Origin of the sequence: Rhodococcus sp. BUPNP1 (genome assembly GCF_002215235.1) — a bacterium.
Taxonomy (GTDB): Bacteria; Actinomycetota; Actinomycetes; order Mycobacteriales; family Mycobacteriaceae; genus Rhodococcus.
On the sequence record NZ_NERM01000012.1, the window covers coordinates 17,543 to 36,339 of the forward strand.

The 18,797-nt window shown below is 68.5% G+C and carries 16 protein-coding genes; 8 read left to right on the forward strand and 8 right to left on the reverse strand.

What is annotated here, in order from left to right; translation table 11 throughout:
- Window positions 1-40 precede the first annotated feature (40 nt).
- The 3 genes from B9C99_RS13845 to macS form a co-directional block, all read right to left on the reverse strand.
- Complete coding sequence (locus tag B9C99_RS13845; RefSeq protein ID WP_088898265.1) at window positions 41-739, reverse strand: DUF1707 domain-containing protein; 699 nt, start codon at window positions 737-739, stop codon at window positions 41-43.
- Between the two features lie 50 nt (window positions 740-789).
- Complete coding sequence (locus B9C99_RS13850; protein ID WP_060650815.1) at window positions 790-1,416, reverse strand: response regulator transcription factor; 627 nt, start codon at window positions 1,414-1,416, stop codon at window positions 790-792.
- Between the two features lie 63 nt (window positions 1,417-1,479).
- A complete protein-coding gene (gene macS, locus B9C99_RS13855; protein ID WP_088898266.1) occupies window positions 1,480-2,619 on the reverse strand; it encodes a DUF5931 domain-containing protein in 1,140 nt (379 codons plus the stop codon).
- A 174-nt stretch (window positions 2,620-2,793) separates the two neighbouring features.
- On the opposite strand from macS, the gene B9C99_RS13860 reads away from it, so the two are divergent.
- The 5 genes from B9C99_RS13860 to B9C99_RS13880 all read left to right on the forward strand — a co-directional run bounded on the left by B9C99_RS13860 (window position 2,794) and on the right by B9C99_RS13880 (window position 8,296).
- On the forward strand, window positions 2,794-4,302 hold the full coding sequence (locus B9C99_RS13860; RefSeq protein WP_019290866.1) for an adenylate/guanylate cyclase domain-containing protein: 1,509 nt from the start codon (window positions 2,794-2,796) through the stop codon (window positions 4,300-4,302).
- Between the two features lie 84 nt (window positions 4,303-4,386).
- Window positions 4,387-5,508 (forward strand): YbhN family protein, encoded by a 1,122-nt coding sequence (locus B9C99_RS13865; RefSeq protein ID WP_026061639.1) that lies wholly within the window; start codon window positions 4,387-4,389, stop codon window positions 5,506-5,508.
- 91 nt (window positions 5,509-5,599) lie between these two features.
- On the forward strand, window positions 5,600-6,154 hold the full coding sequence (locus tag B9C99_RS13870) for a YceI family protein (RefSeq protein WP_016694524.1): 555 nt from the start codon (window positions 5,600-5,602) through the stop codon (window positions 6,152-6,154).
- A gap of 134 nt (window positions 6,155-6,288) precedes the next feature.
- Window positions 6,289-6,669 carry a DUF3054 domain-containing protein gene (locus B9C99_RS13875; RefSeq protein WP_016694523.1) on the forward strand — a complete coding sequence of 127 codons (381 nt, stop codon included), beginning with the start codon at window positions 6,289-6,291 and terminating at the stop codon, window positions 6,667-6,669.
- A 154-nt stretch (window positions 6,670-6,823) separates the two neighbouring features.
- On the forward strand, window positions 6,824-8,296 hold the full coding sequence (locus B9C99_RS13880) for a peptide MFS transporter (protein ID WP_037191483.1): 1,473 nt from the start codon (window positions 6,824-6,826) through the stop codon (window positions 8,294-8,296).
- Between the two features lie 127 nt (window positions 8,297-8,423).
- Here the strand turns inward: B9C99_RS13880 and B9C99_RS13885 are convergent, their stop codons facing one another.
- The 3 genes from B9C99_RS13885 to B9C99_RS13895 all read right to left on the reverse strand — a co-directional run bounded on the left by B9C99_RS13885 (window position 8,424) and on the right by B9C99_RS13895 (window position 12,792).
- Window positions 8,424-9,161, reverse strand: coding sequence for a sulfite exporter TauE/SafE family protein (locus B9C99_RS13885; RefSeq protein ID WP_006552709.1), 738 nt, complete (start codon window positions 9,159-9,161; stop codon window positions 8,424-8,426).
- Between the two features lie 103 nt (window positions 9,162-9,264).
- A complete protein-coding gene (locus tag B9C99_RS13890) occupies window positions 9,265-10,944 on the reverse strand; it encodes an NTF2-like N-terminal transpeptidase domain-containing protein (RefSeq protein ID WP_253250073.1) in 1,680 nt (559 codons plus the stop codon).
- A 78-nt stretch (window positions 10,945-11,022) separates the two neighbouring features.
- On the reverse strand, window positions 11,023-12,792 hold the full coding sequence (locus B9C99_RS13895; protein WP_088898268.1) for a penicillin-binding transpeptidase domain-containing protein: 1,770 nt from the start codon (window positions 12,790-12,792) through the stop codon (window positions 11,023-11,025).
- 193 nt (window positions 12,793-12,985) lie between these two features.
- Here B9C99_RS13895 and B9C99_RS13900 point away from each other — a divergent pair, with 193 nt between their 5' ends.
- Both B9C99_RS13900 and B9C99_RS13905 read left to right on the forward strand, forming a co-directional pair.
- The gene (locus B9C99_RS13900; protein WP_088898269.1) at window positions 12,986-14,521 is read left to right on the forward strand and encodes an ABC-F family ATP-binding cassette domain-containing protein; all 1,536 of its coding nucleotides are present in this window, start codon (window positions 12,986-12,988) and stop codon (window positions 14,519-14,521) included.
- 22 nt (window positions 14,522-14,543) lie between these two features.
- Window positions 14,544-15,356: an alpha/beta fold hydrolase gene (locus tag B9C99_RS13905; RefSeq protein WP_088898270.1), complete on the forward strand. Its 813-nt coding sequence runs from the start codon at window positions 14,544-14,546 to the stop codon at window positions 15,354-15,356.
- Window positions 15,357-15,372: 16 nt separating this feature from the next.
- Here the strand turns inward: B9C99_RS13905 and B9C99_RS13910 are convergent, their stop codons facing one another.
- Both B9C99_RS13910 and B9C99_RS13915 read right to left on the reverse strand, forming a co-directional pair.
- Window positions 15,373-16,125, reverse strand: a complete 753-nt coding sequence (locus B9C99_RS13910) for a TetR/AcrR family transcriptional regulator (protein ID WP_253250074.1) — start codon at window positions 16,123-16,125, stop codon at window positions 15,373-15,375.
- Window positions 16,126-16,291: 166 nt separating this feature from the next.
- The gene (locus B9C99_RS13915) at window positions 16,292-17,518 is read right to left on the reverse strand and encodes an acyl-CoA dehydrogenase family protein (protein WP_088898271.1); all 1,227 of its coding nucleotides are present in this window, start codon (window positions 17,516-17,518) and stop codon (window positions 16,292-16,294) included.
- A 133-nt stretch (window positions 17,519-17,651) separates the two neighbouring features.
- Between B9C99_RS13915 and B9C99_RS13920 the strand changes: the two genes are divergently transcribed.
- Entirely contained in the window at window positions 17,652-18,770 is a 1,119-nt protein-coding gene (locus B9C99_RS13920; protein ID WP_088898272.1) for an energy-coupling factor ABC transporter permease, read from the forward strand.
- Window positions 18,771-18,797 lie beyond the last annotated feature (27 nt).

Genomic DNA, 18,797 nt, shown 5'->3' on the forward strand with positions numbered 1-18,797 from the left:
CGACCCGCATGCGGGTCGCCTCGGGTGTTCGAGGAGTCGGTCAGCTGCCGTTGAAGAACTTCCGCAGCCGCGTGGACAGCGGATGGGTGACGTTGAAGCTCCCGCCGCGGACCTTGCCCGTCACTACGACGTGCAGCGGCCCGTACGGCGCTCCGCCGCGCACCTTCGACGTCACGCTCGACGCGACGTTCTCGACGCCGTTGACATCGGCTGTGGCCTCGGCGGGGAGCACGATGTTGACCGAGCTGAGGTAGTCGCTGACGTCGATCCGCACGACCTGCGTCTGCATCACCGCTTCGGTGAAGTCGAGGGTCACGGAGGACGCGACGGTGTCGAGGACGATGGCGGGCGGCACGTGCCAGCGTCCCTTGCGTTCGATGCCGGAGACACGGCCCTTGATCACGAGAGGAGCGCCCTGGCCGGTCGCGAGATAGGCGCCTGCACTCGGCGTTGGGTAGCCGGCCGCGCTCGGCACGGGGTAGCCGGTCGCGCTCGGTGCGGGGTAGTGCGGCTGCGACATGCCCGGCAGGTTCTGGTCCTGGAACTCGGGCCGGATCTGGATGCCCGGCAGATCGACGAGCACCTGGTTCAGGTCGCCTCGGGTCTTGGCGGCGAGGACGGTGTCCATCCGTTCGGTGAACTCCCCGAGCGAGAGCATCCCCTGCCCGACCGCCCGCTGCAGAAGTTCGCCGACGTGCTCGCGCTCGGCGTCCGACACCCGCAGATCCCTCGGTTCCATGCCCCCGAGCTTAACGGGACGATCGGTACGGCTCACTCGCCGTGCGAGTGCTATTCGAGGCCCTGTTCGATGACGTAGCGGGTGAGTTCCACGCGGTTGGCGAGCTGCAGTTTGCGCAGCGTCGCCTGGACGTGGTTCTCCACGGTGCGGTGGCTGAGCGTCAGTCGTGCGGCGATCTGTTTCGCCGACAACCCTTTCGCGACGAGGCGCAACACTTCGGTCTCCCGTCCGGTCAGGGTCGGCGGGGGCCGGCGGTCTGCGACGTCGTTCGACATCCGGCGGTACTCGCCGAGCACGAGCCCGGCCAGTCCGGGGGTGAAGACGGCCTGTCCCCGCGCGGTCGCGAGGACGGCGTCGACGAGCTCGTGCACCGAGGCGCTCTTCACGAGATAACCGGACGCACCGGCCTTGACCGCGCCGAGGACGTCGTCGCGTTCGGAGGACGCCGACAGGACGAGTACCCGGCTGTCCGGGGAGACCTCGAGGACGGCGCGGGTCGCCTCGGTGCCGGTGCCGTCGGGCATCGCCATGTCCATGAGCACGACGTCGGGACGGACGACTGCGGCACGACGCGCGGCGCTCGCGACACCGTCGGCCTCGGCGACGACGGTGAACCCGGCCTCCTCGAGGTCACGTCCGACGGCGTTGCGCCAGATCGGGTGGTCGTCGACCACCATCACGCTGACGGTGCCGCGTTCCTCCGCGGTGTTCTCGTGTGCTTCCGCGTTGATCTCGGCCACTCATTCCCCCTTCGGTACCCGGATCTCCCATTCGGTTCCTTCGCCTACGTCACTGTCGAGCAGTGCGACGCCGCCGAGCCATTCCGCTCGCCCGACGATCGACTTGGACACCCCCATGCGTCCCTGTTCGCGAGCTTCGTCGAGTCTGCCCGGTGCGATCCCGACGCCGTCGTCCCGGATGCTGAGCACGATCTCGTCGCCGAGATCCTCGAGCAGGATGTAGGCGGCGGCCCCGGCGCCGGCGTGCAGTTGCGTGTTCGACAGCGCCGCGGTCGTGAGCGCCGCGAGTTCCTCCGCTCGATCCCGCGGGATCATGATCGGGTCGGCGGGCGCGGACACCGTCGCACCGGTCCCGGCCCGGGCCCGGACGAGGGCGGTGAGGTCGGCGTACTCACCGCCGCGGTCGACGTCGGTGTCCTGTTCGGAGATCAGCTGCCGCAGCGCGGTCTCCTGTTCGCGGGCCAGCTCGGCGAGCTCCGTCGCACCACCACCCAGCTCGCCTCCGCGCCGCTGCACGAGCGCGAGCACCTGGAGCACGCCGTCGTGCACCTGGCGGGCGAGCCGGTCCCGTTCCTCGGTGGCCGCTGCCACGCGCACGGCCTGCTCGAGTTGCCGGTGCGCACTGCGCGCGGTGGTGGTGGCGAACCCCATCGCCACACCGCACGCGACGAGCACGGGCGCCGTCGCGTCCCGCCACAGGTCCAGGTTGATCTGATCGCGCACCACCGCACTGACGACGGACATCAGCAGCGCCGAACCGATGCCGGTGAGCGGACCGCCGAGAATCGCGGCCGACAGCACGGCGTTGGCGACCCACAGCGTGGTGGGCATGGTCTGGTGGTTGCTGTACCAGTCGTGGTCGGCGACCAGCCGGGTCGCCGCCATCAACGCGACGGCGAGGATCTGGTCGACCACGGTGACCGTGCGCCTCAGTCGTGCCTCGCGGGAGAGCAGCACCGCCGAGACGAGCGACCACGTCACGAGCACCCCGACGAAGAACCACGACAGGCCCGGGCGGGTGTAGTTGACGACGGTCGAGAACTGCGATCCCACCGCGTATGCGACGGTCACGAGCCGGAAGACCTGGGCGGCCCGCCACAGGGGCGCATCCGCATCCGGACCGGTCGGAGACGGCCTCATGTGTACGTTTCGCACCTTTCGTCACGGTGGGTGGGGCGAGTGAATCCAACCACTCCTCGCCCCCAACGGTGACCGCCCCATCCTGTGACCGTCCGCACAGTGGTTTGATTTGAAGTCGTGCTGAGGTCGTACCGAGCTGTCGCCGCCACCTTGCGGAGTCGTTGGCCGCTCTACATGGTCTCCATGGGCGCGTCGAACCTGTTCGGTGCGATGCTCGTGTTCGCCTTCGTCCGGTACGGCATCCCCATCGCCGAGACCGACGCCATCATCGCGGATCGGGTCCGCAACTTCGCGGTCTTCGCGGTGTACCTGGTCTTCGCCGGCATCGTGAGCCTCGGCGCCGCGGCGATCACGCTGCGCTCGGTCGTCCGGTGGCAGCTCCGCGGCGGACCGCCCACTCGTGCGGAGCAGATGGCGGCCCTGCACGCCCCGCTGCGACAGGCGATCGTGCATCTCGGCCTGTGGCTGCTCGGCGGCGTGCTCTTCGTCTTCCTCACCGCCGAGGAGATGCCGTCGCTCGCGGTGGCGGTGTCGGTCACCGTCGCGATGGCCGCGACCAGCACCTTCGGTTTCACCTACATGCTCGGTGAACGCATCCTGCGGCCGGTCGCCGCGCGGGCGCTGAGCGAGGGGAACTTCGACCGGACGATGGCTCCCGGCGTCGGTACGCGCCTGGCCATGACCTGGGGTCTGGGCACGCTCATGCCGGTCGCCGGGATCGTGCTGCTGTGCGTGACGCAGTTGAGCGCCAACACCGACTTCGACGCCGACGCGCTCGCCCTGTCCGTACTCGCGCTCGCGGTGACGTCGATCGGCCTCGCGCTCGTGTTGTCGCTGCTGACGTCGGCGCAGATCTCCGACCCGATCAAGCAGTTGCGCTGGGCGATCGAACGCGTGCAGCGCGGCGCCTCGGGAGTGCAGGTCGAGGTGTTCGACGGCAGTGAGATCGGACGCCTGCAGGTCGGCTTCAACCGCATGATGGCCGAGTCCGACGAACGCCGACGTCTGCGGGAGTTGTTCGGTCAGCACGTCGGCGAGGACGTCGCGCGCCGGGCCCTGCAGTACGGCACCGAACTCGGTGGTGAGACGCGCTACGTCGCGGTGCTGTTCGTCGACATGGTGGGTTCGACGGCGACGGCCGCCGAGCGCCCGCCGAGCGAGGTCGTCGAACTGCTCAACGAGTTCTTCCGTGTCGTCGTCGAGGTGGTCGACCACCATCACGGCTTCGTCAACAAGTTCATGGGCGACGCGGCATTGGTGATCTTCGGCGCTCCCCTCGACCGGCCCGACGCCCCCACGGCGGCGCTCGCGGCGGCCCGCGAACTGCGTTTCGCTCTGGACGAGATCACCGGACTCGATGTCGGGATCGGCGTGTCGGCGGGACTCGCGGTGGCCGGCAACATCGGCGCGGCGGAGCGCTTCGAGTACACGGTGATCGGCGACCCGGTCAACGAGGCCTCGCGCCTGACCGAGCTCGCGAAACTGCGTCCGAGCAGGGTTCTCGCGTCATCGAGCGCGTTGTACTTCGCGGACGACGAGGAGCGCAGCCACTGGGAACTCGGCGACGAGGTGCAGCTGCGCGGCCGGCGGCGGATGACCCATCTCGCTTGGCCCGTCCGCTATCCCGGAGCCCCCGGAGAAGCGAACGGGACGGACGAATCGAACACTTCGACGGACGAGTGACGGCCCGTCCCGCGACGCCCGCGAACGACGCGGAACGGCCATAGCGCCCTCTTCGTGACCCGACGGTCGGTTACGGTGAACAGCGTGGCGCAGCCGCACGACGATCCTCCATGCCCCGACGCCACGCCGCGTCGGGGCTCGTTCCGGTGGATCAAGTGGGTGTCGGCGATCGCCCTCGTTGCTCTGCTGACGGTCGAGGCGATCTACCTGTGGCCGACGATGAGCGACTCGTGGCGCGCGGTCACGGAGATGCACTGGGGCTGGTTCGCGGCGGCCGTGCTGGCTCAGATGATCTCTCTCAGCGGCTTCGCGGGAGTACAGCAGCGACTGCTCCGCGCCGGCGGGGTGCGCGTCGGGCACTGGCGGTCGGCGTCGGTGATCTACGGCAGCACGGCGATGGCGGTGACCCTGCCCGCAGGCCCGGTCTTCTCCACGGCCTTCACCTACAAGCAGACCCGCAAGTGGGGCGCGACTCCCGTGGTCGCCTCGTGGCAGCTCGCGGTCTCGGGCGTCATCGCGGCGGTGACCCTGGCGTCGGTGGGCATGATCGGCGCGTTCGCGGTCGGCAGCCGGATCAGTCCCGTCACGCTCGTGTTGTCGCTCGCCGGCGCGATCGCGTTGATCTTCGGCCTGCGATACGTCGCGAAGAACCCCACGTCGATCGAAGCGGCGGGCACCTGGGTGCTCCATCGGGTCAACCGCATCACGAGGAAGCCGAGGGACACTGGCTTCGACGTCTTCGAACGCACCCTCGCGCAGGTCGAGGCCGTCGAACTCGCGCGTCGCGACGGCGTGGCCGCCGTGGCGTGGTCGGCCGTGCACCGCGCAGCCGATGTCGCGTGTCTCGGACTGGCGTGCTGGGCCGTCGGCGGCTCTCCGTCGGTGGCGGGATTGTTCATCGCGTTCGCGGCGGCGAAGGCCGTGGGCAGCGTGCCGCTCGCGCCGGGTGGTCTCGGATTCGTGGACGGCACCCTGATCGCGACGCTCACCGCTGCCGGACTGAGCGCGTCGCAGTCGCTGGCAGCGGTCTTCGTGTACCGGATGGTGAGCTTCGCGTTCGTGGCTTTGACGGGCTGGGCCACCGTCGCCGCGATGTACCGGGGCAACGGACCCGACGAGATCGATCCGATCGCCGAGCGCGCGGAACACGAGCGCAGCGCCCTGGAGCGGCGGCGTCGCCCTCTGGAGAATCCCGAACCTGCGTGATTCACGTCACATACTAGTTGCGGACGCAACTATTTGGTGGCATGGTCATAGGCAAGCAGTTGAATGTTGAACCACTTCGAGGAGAGCCGCCATGACGACCGCGACCACCACCTTCCCGGGCCTGACCGCCGGCACCTGGGCCATCGACCCCGTCCACTCCAACGTGGGCTTCACCGTCCGCCACCTCGTCGTCAGCAAGGTGCGCGGCAGCTTCGAGAACTTCTCCGGCGCCATCACCGTCGCCGAGGACGGCACCGCATCGGTGAACGCCGAGATCGACGTCAAGTCGATCAACACCAAGAACGCCGACCGCGACGCACACGTCCGCTCCGCCGACTTCTTCGACGCCGAGCAGTTCCCCGTCGCCACCTTCACCTCGACCGACGTGCGTGCCGACGGTGACGACTACATCGTCACGGGCGACTTCACGCTCCACGGCGTCACCCGCCCGGTCGACCTGAAGCTCGAGTTCAACGGCGTCAACCCCGGCATGGGCCAGGGCCCGGTCGCCGGCTTCGAGGCCACCACCGTCATCAACCGCAAGGATTTCGGCATCAGCATCGAGATGCCGCTCGAAGGCGGCGGAGCCGTCGTCGGCGACAAGATCACCATCACCCTCGAGATCGAGGCCGGCCTGCAGGCCTGACCCCTCTCTCACAGACAGCGCCCCTGCTCCGGCAGGGGCGCTGTCGTGTTCCACCCGCTCTACCGGCACGGATCGTGCTCGAGAGCACGCGCCGGAGATTCCGGCGCGCCCCCCGCCGCCGCTACTCTGGACCCGTGAAGAAGTACACCCCGGCGTTGGCGATCGACGTCGTTCTCGTCGTCGTATTCGCCGTGCTCGGTCGTTCCAGCCACGACGAAGTGCTCGATCTCGTGGGGCTCGCAGGAACGGCGTGGCCGTTCCTCGGCGGCCTCACCGTCGGATGGTTCCTCACCGCGTGGCTCTACCGCGACAAGTTCGACGCCTTCGCGGCCGTTCCCACCGGCCTCCTCGTATGGGTGAGCACGCTCGTCGTCGGGATGCTGCTGCGTGCCGTCACCGGTCAGGGCACCGCGACCGCCTTCATCATCGTCGCGACGATCTTCCTGGGTCTGTTCCTGGTGGGCTGGCGCGTCGTCGTCGGGCTGCTCCAGCGCCGCAAGGTCGACGCTCACTGACCGCCCCGCGGTCGACGCCCACCGACCGCCCCGCGGTCGACGCTCACCGACCTTCCGGTCTCGTTTCTCACACTCGTACCCGAAGTGTGATCTGCGACCGCGGGATACGCGAATTTTTCGCGCTCGCGCCCCGTGCGGTGGAACAGTAAGGATCATGTCCACGCTGGAACCACCTACTCTGACCGGGTCGCGATCCGACCATCGGTTCTTCGGCCAGCCACTACCCCTGGCCAACCTGTTCGGTGTCGAGATGTGGGAGCGATTCTCCTTCTACGGCATGCAGGGCATCCTGATCTACTACCTGTACTACTCGGCATCCGAGGGCGGGTTGGGGATCAGTCAGGGGGCCGCGACCTCCATCGTCGGCGCTTACGGCGGCACGGTCTACCTGTCGACGATTCTCGGGGCGTGGATCGCCGACCGGTTGCTGGGTTCCGAACGAACCCTGTTCTACAGTGCCGTGCTCATCATGTTCGGCCACATCGCGCTCGCGGTGCTTCCCGGCTTCGTGGGGGTCGGTGTCGGCCTGGTGCTGGTCGCGTTCGGTAGCGGTGGCCTGAAGGCCACGGCGACGTCGATCGTCGGCGATCTCTACGACGAGCAGGACCCCCGACGCGACGCCGGCTTCTCCATCTTCTACATGGGCGTGAACATCGGCGCGCTCGTCGGCCCGCTGCTCACCGGCTTCCTGCAGACGCGCTACGGCTTCCACTGGGGCTTCGGCCTCGCCGCGGTCGGCATGTTCCTCGGCCTGCTGCAGTACACGATCTACCGCAAGCATCTCGGCGACATCGGCAAGGTGCCGCCGCATCCCCTGCCCGCCGAGACCCGTACGAAAGCGGCCGGGATCGGTCTGGTCGCCGTGGTCCTCATCGCGGTCGCCGCGCTGACGGGCCTCGTCACGACGAGCAACATGTCCGACATCGTCGTCGCCCTGACCATCATCGCGACGATCACCTACTTCGTCATCATGCTGTCGAGCAAGCAGATCACCCCGGTCGAGCGCAGCCGGGTGCTGTCGTTCATCCCGATGTTCATCGCGAGCGCGGTGTTCTGGTCGCTCTTCCAGCAGCAGTTCACGATGGTCGCCGTCTACGCCGACACGCGCCTGAACCGCGACCTGTTCGGGTGGGAGTTCCCGCCGTCCTGGGTGCAGTCGATCAACCCGGTCTTCATCATCCTGTTCGCGGGTGTCTTCGCCGCCGTGTGGACCAAGCTCGGACCGCGTCAGCCGTCGTCGCCCATCAAGTTCGCCGCGGGCACGATCATCATGGGTATCGCCTTCCTGTGCTTCATCCCCATGGCCGGTGGTGGCCCCAACAGCGCTCCGCTGCTCGGACTCGTCTTCATCCTGCTGCTGTTCACCTTCGCCGAGCTGTTCCTGTCCCCCGTCGGACTGTCACTGTCGACGAAGCTCGCGCCGAAGAACTTCCACACGCAGATGGTCGCGTTGTTCTACCTGTCCGTCGCGTGCGGTACGGCCATGGCGGGCACCCTCGCCGGGTTCTACGACGAGAACAACGAGGTGCCGTACTACCTGTGGATCGGCGGAGCGTCGATCGCAGTGGGCATCGTGCTGGCCCTGTTCGCACCGCGCATCAAGAAGCTCATGCACGGCGTGCAGTGACACCGACTGCACAGAGTGCAGTGACACCGCTGCACACGGTGCAGTGACACCGCTGCACACGGTGCAGTGACACCGCTGCACACAGTGCAGTGACACCGCCGCACAGAGTGCTGCACAGAGACACCGCTCAGCGGAGAGCGAGCCATACCGCCAACCCGAACCCTGCAAGCGCGACACCCACGCGCAGCAGGTTCGGGGGTATGCGCCGCACGAGCGGCGGACCGCAGTAGCCACCGGCGAACGCGCCGACGGCCATCGCGGCCGCCGCTCCCCAGTGCACGGGTCCGAAGACGGCGAACCCGATCGCCGCGACCAGGTTGGCGACGCCGAGCAGGTAGCTCTTGAGGATGCTCGCGCGCCAGATCTGCTCGGACGTGCAGATCAGCACCAGCGCGTAGAAGACGACGCCCGCGCCGGCCCCGAAGTATCCGCCGTAGACCGCGACGACGAAGACCGCCACGGAGAACACCCGCGGCAGGTCGCGGCCGCCGGCCAGGGTGCGGATGCGTGGCTGGAGCAGCAGCGCGAGAGCGGCAAGCGCGACGAAGCCGGGGACGATCGCCTCGAACGAGTCGGGCGGGGCGACGAGCAGGACGGCCGCTCCCACCACGCCGCCGAGCGCGGCGTAGAGCGTCCACCACCACACGCGGGGGCCGGTGTCGACGACCTCCCGCGCCGAGTTCGTCAGCGCCCCGACACCGACACCGACCATCGCGACGGTGTTGGTGACGTTCGCCGCGACCGGCGGGAGGCCGACGGCGAGCAACGCCGGATACGAGACGATCGACGCCAGGCCGGTGACGAACCCGACGACACCCGCGAAGAATCCGGCAACCACGAGCAGGGCCAGGTCGAGGACGGTCACGATCGCTCAACGTACCTGTGTGCCGTGGACCGTCCTCCGGCGGATCAGTGTGCCGTGGACCGGGCTCCGGCGGATCAGTGTGCCGTGGACCGGGCTCCGGCGGTCACTCCCCGAGCAGGGGTTCTCCGAGCTTGCGCAGGAAGGTGTCGGCCATCTTGATCGCGCGGTCGCCGCCGTCGGCATCGGCGACGAAGACCGCGAAGGCCAGGTCGCCGCCGGTGTAGCCGAAGAACCAGCGGTCCTCGCCGCTCGCCGCGGCGATACCCGCGAGACCGGCGTGTCCGCGGAGGAAGGACGCCGGGCCGTTCTGCACGTTGTCGACCATCATGCCGCGCAGCGCGTCGATCACCGAGCCGGGCAGCGCCTCGGGGGCGTCGTGGACGACCGTCTCCTGGCCCTGCACGATCGTGGGGACAGCGGCACTGCCTCGTGCGACCGAGGCGGCGAGCACCGCGGCGCCGAGCGGCGTGATCAGGTTCTCGTCGGAGTCCGATCCGGCGAACTGGACCACTCCGGACCGGTTGTGGCCGATCTGTGAGGTCTCGAACTCGAAGCCCGGCACGTCGTAGTCGACGCCGAGGCCGAGGCGACGGGCGGTCGCGGCGACGTCGTCGGACCCCACGTCGTTCGGATCGACACCGCGCTCGAGGCCGGCCGCGAGCCGGACCGGATCGAGAACACCGCCGGCCGGGTAGAGGCCGTGGGTGATGACGGGACCGAGTTCCATGGCCCAGTTGTTGACGTCGGCGGCGAGGATGCCGCCGGTCGACGGCTGGATGGCGACCAGCGCGGCCGGGGTACCGGCGGTGACGACCGCTTCCTTCGCAGCGAGCTGCACCTGGGAGTCGACGGTCGCCTGCAGATCCGGGGGCGGCGGGCCCTGGAAGCCGGCCACCTGGATCGGGCCGTCCTCGGGATCCTCGAGGGTGACCGCCCAGCCCGCTGTCCGGTCGCGTTCGAGCTGCCAGGCCGAGCGCAGCGAGTCGAGCAGCGGCGTGGAGATCCGCCGATCGGCGCTGATCAGGGTGGGTGTCGTGAGCACCTCGACGCCGGGGATCGACACGATGCCGTCCTCGAGGAACTGGTAGTCCTGGTCGCGGAGCTTGACCGCGGTGATCCGGTTGCCGGGGTTCTCCGCCATCCGCTCCTGCATCAGCTGGGCGGTGATGACGGGCGCGACCGGCTCGAGGACCGCCGCGAGGCGATTCGTGGTGTCGACGGGATCGGGCATCACCGCCGGGTCGAGCACCACGGCGTTGATGGTCTGTTCCTCCATGAGGAGGCGGCCCGTGCGGTCGAAGATCTTCGGCGGCGCGGCGTCGGTGCGCACGTGATGGACGGTGCGTCCGCCCGACAGATCGGGGACGACGACCTCCGGGTCCCAGGACACACGCCAGCCGACGGCGAGCTTCCGCACCGAACCGGTGACCTGATACGACCAGTCCTTGCCCTCACCGAAGTTCCAGCCGGCGGAGAGCGTGAAGTATCCCGAGTCGTCGTTGAGTTCGACGAGCTGGGTGACGTCGTAGTCGACGGTGCCGTCGGACAGACCGTCGTACATCTGCGAGATCGTTTCCTCCGCCGCGTTCGGGTAGGAGGTCAGGGCCGCCGCTGCGCCCGCATCACGATCGTCGAGGGCGGCGACGAAGTCGTCGACGAGGCGTTGCGCCTCGCTTCGAGAATCCGAGAACACAACCGTCGTCAGAGCGACGACAGCCACGACGAGGCACACGGCCAGCGCGACGATGCGCCCCCGCTTCCCCCGCCAATCACGAAATCTCATATGTAACAACCTTCACTTCAGTCACACGAGATACCAGCACGCGTTGTGCACGAACCAATCACAATTGCGCCACGCGTCCTACCCCCTCAGCCATCGCCCCGCCGCCTCGACGGCAGGGGCCGAGCCGTCCGCCCCCGACACGAACACCGCAAAGGCAAGATTATCCTGTGATCCGATAAACCAGCCGTGCGCCCCGACGTTGTCACCGTACTCCGCCGTCCCCGTCTTCCCCGTCAGATCGGGAATGTCGCGCAACGTGCCGGCTGTACCCTCGATCACAGTCTCGCGCATCATCTCTCGCAGTGCCGCGAGCACGTTCTCGGGCATGGGTGCGGCGTCCCGATCCGCGGTCGCCGGCTGCCCCTCCACGATCGTCGGAACCGGCGTGCGGCCGTTGGCCGCCGAGGCTGCGACCAGCGCCATCCCGAACGGCGACGCCGTCACCTGACCCTGTCCGATCGCTGCCTCCACGCGGGCAGCATCGGTGTCGGCGACCGGCACGTTACCCGTGACCGTGTCGAGACCGGGCGTGACGTAATCGATGCCCAGACCGAAGCGTTCCGCGGTGGCACGCAGGGCGTCGGGCGGCAGGTCCAGAGCGAGCTGCCCCATCGTCGTATTGCACGAGAACGCGAACGCGGTGTGCAGCGGCACGGGACCGAGATCGAAGTTCTCGTCGTTGGGGATCGTGCGCGAACCGATCGAGGCGACGCCCGGGCACGGTAGGACGGTGTCGGGTTCGGCGAGCCCGGCATCGAGCGCCGCTGCGGTCGTCACCACCTTGAACGTCGACCCCGGCGGGTAGAGGCCGGTCGCGGCGATCGGCCCCTCGGCGTCGGCCGCGTCGTTCTGGGCCATCGTGCGGATCGCGCCCGTCGAGGGTTCGATCCCGACGATCACCGCGGGGGTGTCGAAACTCGCGAGGACCTCCTCGGCCCGTCGCTGCAGGTCGAGGTCGATCGTGCTGGTCAGGTCGGGTGCCTCCGGCCCCGCTTCACCGGCGACCTGGCTCGTCGTGCCGTCCGCCGCGACCCGCCGGATCACCCAGCCGGCCGAGGCGTCCTGCCCCTCCTGCCAGAGTTCGGCGAGACCGGACCACACGGGCGAGGCGAGGTCGCGCTCGGTGGTGAGCAGACGGGTCTGCGGCACGAGCGTCACGCCGGGCAGCGCGGCGAGGCGTTCCTCGATCGGTGCGAGGTCCTCCTCACGGAGCGTGATCACACCCGCAGTACCGCCGGCGGCCGCCGTGACCTGCTCGGCAAGGCTCTCCGCCGTGATCGTCGGGACGACCGTGGCCAACACGGGAGCGACCGCGGCGGGATCGGCGGTGGCGTCGAGGTTCACGACGGTGACGATCTGCTCTCCCATGAGCGGCCGCCCGGCCCGGTCGAAGATCGTCGGCGGGGCGCCGACGGTGGTCAGATACTCCAGCGACGCGCCGCCCGCCAGTTCCGGCGACAGCACCGCGGGGTCCCAGCGGACCCGCCACGCGTCGGCCTCGGGGTCCTCCGTCGCGCTGCCGGTGGTGCGATACGACCAGTCGCGGCCCTCCGCGAAGGTCCACGTCACGTCGAGGTCGAAGGTGTCGCCGTCGCCCGTCCCCGCGACACTCACGGTGGGATCGTCGTGGCCGAGCCCGGCGAAGAGGGCGTCGATCGCGGACTCCGCTGCCACCGGATCGGTGGTCAACGCCGCCGCGCCGGAGACGTCGCCGGCGTCGAGAGCGGCAGCGAACTCCTCCGCGATCGTCTCGGGCTGATCGGGGCCGGTCGCACACGCCGACAGCGACAGCACCGTGGCTGCCGCGACACCCATACCAATCAGTCGGATCCGCACGGTCCCGATCATGCCTGCACTTTCGAGCCCGTGCCTGTTACCGCAGGTAGGAGTCGGGGTGAAATATTCGGTTGCATACCGGACGGTGCGGTATCACCATGGTGTTCGCATCCCGTACCCGTCGATCGGAGAAGTCCGTTGCTCCTGTGAGAGGTCCCGTCCCCCGCGCACTCGCGCAATCGACCCTCACCCTTCGGGAGCCATCATGTCTTCATCCGGTATCACGCTGTCCGCACTCTCCTACGCCCATCCGGACGGCACCGTCGCCGTGCAGGATCTCGACGCCGTCGTCCCGGCGGGACGGATCGGCCTGGTGGGCCGCAACGGAAGTGGGAAGACCACCCTGCTCCGACTGATCGCGGGTGAACTCCGCCCGACCTCCGGTTCGTCGACGGTGCGAGGACGGGTCGCCTACCTCCCTCAGGACGTGACCCTCGATCCGACGGTGCCGGTCGATTCCGTACTCGGCATCGGAGAGATACGAAAGTCGCTGCGCCGCATCGAATCCGGATCGTTCGACGATCGGGACTTCGAGGTCGTCGCCGACCGGTGGGACATCGAGGACCGCGCCCTCGCGCTCATGCATCGCGTCGGCCTCGACCGGATCCTGCACGACGCCGGGGATTTCGACCGCACCGTCGGTCAGCTGTCCGGCGGGGAGACCGTGCTGCTCGCCTTCACCGCACGCCTGCTCGACGAGCCGGACGTGCTGCTGCTCGACGAGCCGACGAACAATCTCGACGCCGACGGTCGTGCGCGCCTGCAGGACGCGCTCGACCGATTCTCCGGAACGGTGCTCGTCGCCGGACACGACCGGGAACTGCTCGACCGCACGGACTCGATCGCCGAACTGCGCAACGGTGCGTTGCGCCTGTTCGGTGGCGGATTCGGCGAGTACGAACGGATCGTCGCGGAGGAACAGGAGGCGGCGCGGGCCGCGGTGCGGGACGCCCGCAACGACGTGCGGCGCCAGGCACGCGAGCTGGCGGCGGCGCACGTCACGATCGCCCGGCGGCAACGCTACGGGCAGAAGATGTACGAGCAGAAGCGCGAACCCAAGATCGTGATGGGCGCGCGCAAACGGCAGGCGCAGGAATCCGCCGGGCGTTTCCGCCGCGAGCACGAGGAGGATCTGACCACTGCCCGGGAGAACCTGGACCGCGCGAAGGACGCGGTGCGCGACGATCCGGAGATCCGCATCGACCTGCCCGGGACCGCGGTTCCACCCGGCCGGCGGGTGGCGGACGCCCCGCTCGAGATCGTCGGGCCGGAGCGGATCGCGCTGCGCGGACCCAACGGATCGGGGAAGACGACCCTGCTGCACCGCATCGTCGAGGCGGAACCCCATGTTCCCTTCGCGTTGCTCCCGCAGCGGCTCGACATCTTCGACGACGATCGTTCGGTCGCGGAGAACGCCGAGGATCGGGCGCCGCACCTGACTCCGCAGCAGGTACGGGCACGTCTGGCGCGCTTCCTGTTCCGCGGCCGTCACGCCGAGGTCGCCGTGGGAGCGCTGTCGGGTGGGGAACGACTGCGGGCCGCGCTCGCGATCGTGCTCGCGGCCGATCCCGCTCCGCAGTTGCTGCTGCTGGACGAGCCCACCAACAACCTCGACCTGGCAGGCCTCGCACACCTGACCCAGGCCCTGCGCGCCTACAGCGGTGCGCTCGTGGTGGTCTCGCACGACGAACGATTCCTCGAGGAGGTGATGGTGGATCGGTCGGTCGAACTCGAAAGATGAGCCGTTCGGAGATACTGCTGGGATGAGCCACGCGACGAATCCCGCCGACGGCACCCGGATCCGGTTCACCACGGCAGGTCCCAAGGGGGCACCGGTGGTGCTGCTGGTCCACGGCAGCGCCCTGTCGTCGGCGGTGTGGCGGGCCTTCGGCTACGTGAAGGCGCTCGGCGGAGATTTCCGGCTGGTCATGCCCGATCTGCGTGGCCACGGCCGCAGCGACACCCCTCACGACGAAGACGCCTACGCGATGGACGCGATCGTCGGGGACCTGCTCGCCGTCCTGGACGCGGCGGGAGCCGACCGGGTGCACTACGTCGGCTATTCGTTCGGCGCCCGTGCGGGACTCGCGCTCGCCGTCGCCGCTCCGGAGCGGTTGGCGAGCCTGACCCTGCTCGGCGGGAGCGCACGCCCCCAGCAGGGATCGATGGACGCGATGTTCTTCCCCGGCACCGTCGACGTGCTCGAGCGCGAGGGCATGGACGGTTTCATCCGCGCCTGGGAGAAACGGCGCCGCACACCGGTCGATCCCGCGACACGCTCGGCCTTCCTGAAGAACGACGCGCAGGCTCTCGCCGCCTATTTCCGCCGGTCGGATCGGGAACCGGGAATCGGCGACGAGACCCTCGCCGGCATCGACGTGCCCGTGCTCGCCGTCGTCGGATCGGACGACCGCCTGCGCGTCGAGGACACCCGCGCGTTGTCGCGCACCGTCCCCGGTGCGCGACTCGCGATCCTGCGCGGGGTGGACCATGCCGAGACGGTCTCGGCCGCACTGCCTGCGGTCGAGACCTTCCTCTCGGCACGCGCCGGCCGGAAACCGACCGACACGCGCTGATACTCGGTTCGGGCGCTCAGGCCGGGACGACGACCTGTTCCCGCGGTGTCATCGCCGGCACCGCCCGGGACTGTTGCGCCCTCCGGTGCGGTGCGACCACGGCCTTCTCCTGCGCAGCACGGGCCACCGCCTGCTGCCGGCCTGCTCCGGATGCCTCCGCGAGCAACGCCGACACCGACCGCTTCATGACCTCGACGGCCTCGGGCACCGACAGGCGCAGTACGTCCCGCAGCGATACCCAGGTGGGCCAGGTCGTCGACACTCCCAGCAGGTTCTCGATGTGGGTGCGGACGGTGTCGTCGACGCCCTCGAACTGGTCGGAGAACAACGCCCTGATCTCGTATCGCGCCCGGTCGAGATAGCGCAGGCGGTTGCGCTGCAATTCGCGCGAGAACGGCGCGCGGATCTCGGACGACCGCGCGAACGGCGCGATGTATTCGAGTAGTTCCGCCCGCTGCCGGCAATAGGCGTCGATCCGTTCGTCGAGCGGCAGCGACGGATCGATCGGCTCGTAGGCGTCGTCCTGGCGCCGCATCAGTTCGGCACCGGTGGCGGCGAACAGTGTCTCGAGATCGCCGAAGTGTCCCCACAACGATCGCAGGGACACCCCCGCCCGCGAGGCGATCTGCGCCCCTGTGGGTTTGAGCTCTCCCGCCCTGATGAGCGCGATATGAGCCTCTATGACGGCCTGCCGGGTGCGCTCTGCACGAGCGCTCCTGCCGTCCGTCGTGACCGGCGGCTTTTCGCCGCCCCTTCGTTCCGCGTACATCGCTCCCCCGATTTCCGCTCGGATTCCCCTCCGGACCGGTCACTCCCCTCGTCGGTGACCGGCATAACTTTTCTCATGGCGAACAATAGTCGACACAGCGGGGGAATTGTCATCCCCCTCCCGGAAATTGTCCTTTTTGCGAATTTCGAGTGGCCGTATGCAGGGCTTACTGTGCGAGCAATCCCTTCGCGATATGTGTTACTTGAATTTCGTTACTACCGGCGTAGATCATCAACGATTTCGCATCACGCGCGAGTTGTTCGACGCGATATTCGGCCATGTATCCGTTTCCCCCGAACAGTTGCACGGCCTCCATCGCCACCTCGGTCGCCGCCCGCGACGAGTACAGCTTCATCGCCGACGCCTCCGACAGGCTCACCGGCTTCCCCGCCTGCGCGCGCTCGATCGCGCTGAAGACCATATTGCGGACGTTCACCCGCGCGATCTCCATCTCGGCGAGCTTGAGCTGGATCAACTGGAACTGGGCGATCTCCTTGCCCCACAGCTTCCGGGATTTCGCGTACTCCGTGCACAGCTTCAAGCACTGCTCGATGATGCCCAAGGCCAGATAGGCGATGCCGATCCGTTCGGTGGCGAAGGATTCGCGCGCGCTGTCCTTGCCGTCACTGCGACCGCCGTCCTCGGTCTCCCCGAGCAGCCGGTCGCGGGTCAGGCGCACGTTGTCGAAGAACAACTCGCCCGTCGGCGAGGAGTTCATGCCCATCTTCTTGAACGGTGGGCTCTGGGTGAGCCCTTCCATACCCTTGTCCAGCACGAATGCGAGCACCTTGCGGTCGCGGCGATCCACCGAGGGATCCCCCTCGTCGAGCTTCGCGTACACGATGATCACGTCGGCGTACGGACCGTTGGTGATGAAGGTCTTCTGGCCGTTGAGGATGTAGTCCTCCCCATCGCGGCGCACCGTCGTCTTCATCCCGCCGAAGGCGTCGGATCCCGAATCGGGTTCGGTGATCGCCCACGCACCGACCTTCTCGAAGGTCACCAGCTCGGGCAGCCACCGCTTCTTCTGCGCGAGGGTGCCGCGGCTACGGATCGTGCCCGCCGTCAGACCCAGGCTGACGCCCAGCGAGGCGATGAGCCCGAGGCTCACCCCGGCGATCTCGATGTTGAGCAACGCCGCCATGCCCGGCGACCCGCCGGTACCTCCGGACGATCCCGAAGACTTCTCTCCGCGTTCCTCTTTCGCGAGGGCACGTTCGAGCGACTCGCGGGCCATCTCGTCGATGCCGAAAGTCGCGTACAACTTCCGGATGATGTCGTACGGCGGCAATTCTCCCGACTCGAGACTGTCGACGTGCGGACGGATTTCCTTCTCGATGAATCCGCGGAGTGCGTCGCGGAACATGAGGTCTGTGTCGGACCACTCGTACATGCACCGAACATAGAACAGGTGTCGATTCCCTCCCGCCCTTTCGTCCCACTGGGCAGTCGAAAACGCTCCACGTACAGCGTGCCGGTACTAGCCTTCGCCGCAGAGCACTCCGTCGGCGAGAGGGACATCGGAGATGGTCGATTCGAGTGGGTTTGCCGGCACGGACGTCCTCGCCCTGCACATGGGCGACGGTCTGATCGCCGACCGCGCATCCGCGTGGTTCTTCGTCATCGCCGTGATCGGGGTCAGCATCGCCGCCTGGTACGCACGCAGCGACCTGAACAAGAGGTCGGTGCCGACCGCGGCGGCGGTCTGCGCCCTGCTGTTCGCCCTGCAGGTGGTCGACGTACCGGTGCTGCCGGACGTCAGCGGCCACGTCGTGGGCGGCGCACTCGCGGCGATCCTGCTCGGCCCGTTCGTGGGTGCGGTCGCATTGACGATCGTCCTGGTGGTGCAGGCCTTCGTCTTCGCCGACGGCGGCCTGTCGGCTCTGGGCGCCAACGTCACCAACATGGTGCTCGTCGCCATCGCCGCCGGTTTCCTCACCGCGACGGCACTGCGCGCACTGTGCGAACACCACGGGGTGCGGCGGTTCGTCATGCTCGGCCTGGTCTCGTTCGTCGCAGGGTTCGTCTCGGTCCTCGCGGCGGTGACGGGTTTCGTCGTCGAGTACGCCCTCGGCGGCACCTATGCGGTGCCGGTGTCGAACATCGGATTCCTCTACGCCACGCACATTCCCGTCGGGCTGGTCGAGGGTGTGGTGACGGCCGCCGTCGTCCTCGCCGTCGCGCGGATCTCCCCGGAATCCGTCCAACTCACCCGACTGCCGGTCAATCCTCTCGACGCGACCACCTCGCCGCCCCCGCCTCCGCGTCCGCGCGCTCGCGGGACGCTGTTCATCGGCCTGGCGTTCACTTCGCTCGTCGTCGCGGGGATCCTCGCACCGCTCGCCGTCGACACCCCCGGCGCTCTCGAGGTGGCCACCTCACGCGGCTGCGAGATCGACTCGCTCGCCGAGGATCTCACAGGCGATTGCATGGCGCGGGACGTCGAGGAACATCGGCTCGCCGACAGCGCACTGGCCGACTACACCATCGACGACCGTCCCGGTTCGACGGGTGTGGCCGCGGTGGTGGGGACGCTCGGCACCTTCGTCCTGGCCAGCGTGTGTTTCCGCGCTCTCGTGCCGCGGCCGGCGAAGACCACCACCGCCGAGCAGCGCTCACAGCAGCGGAGCAACTCTGCGGGCTGAGTCCGCAGGCTGCCGCGGCGGCACGGA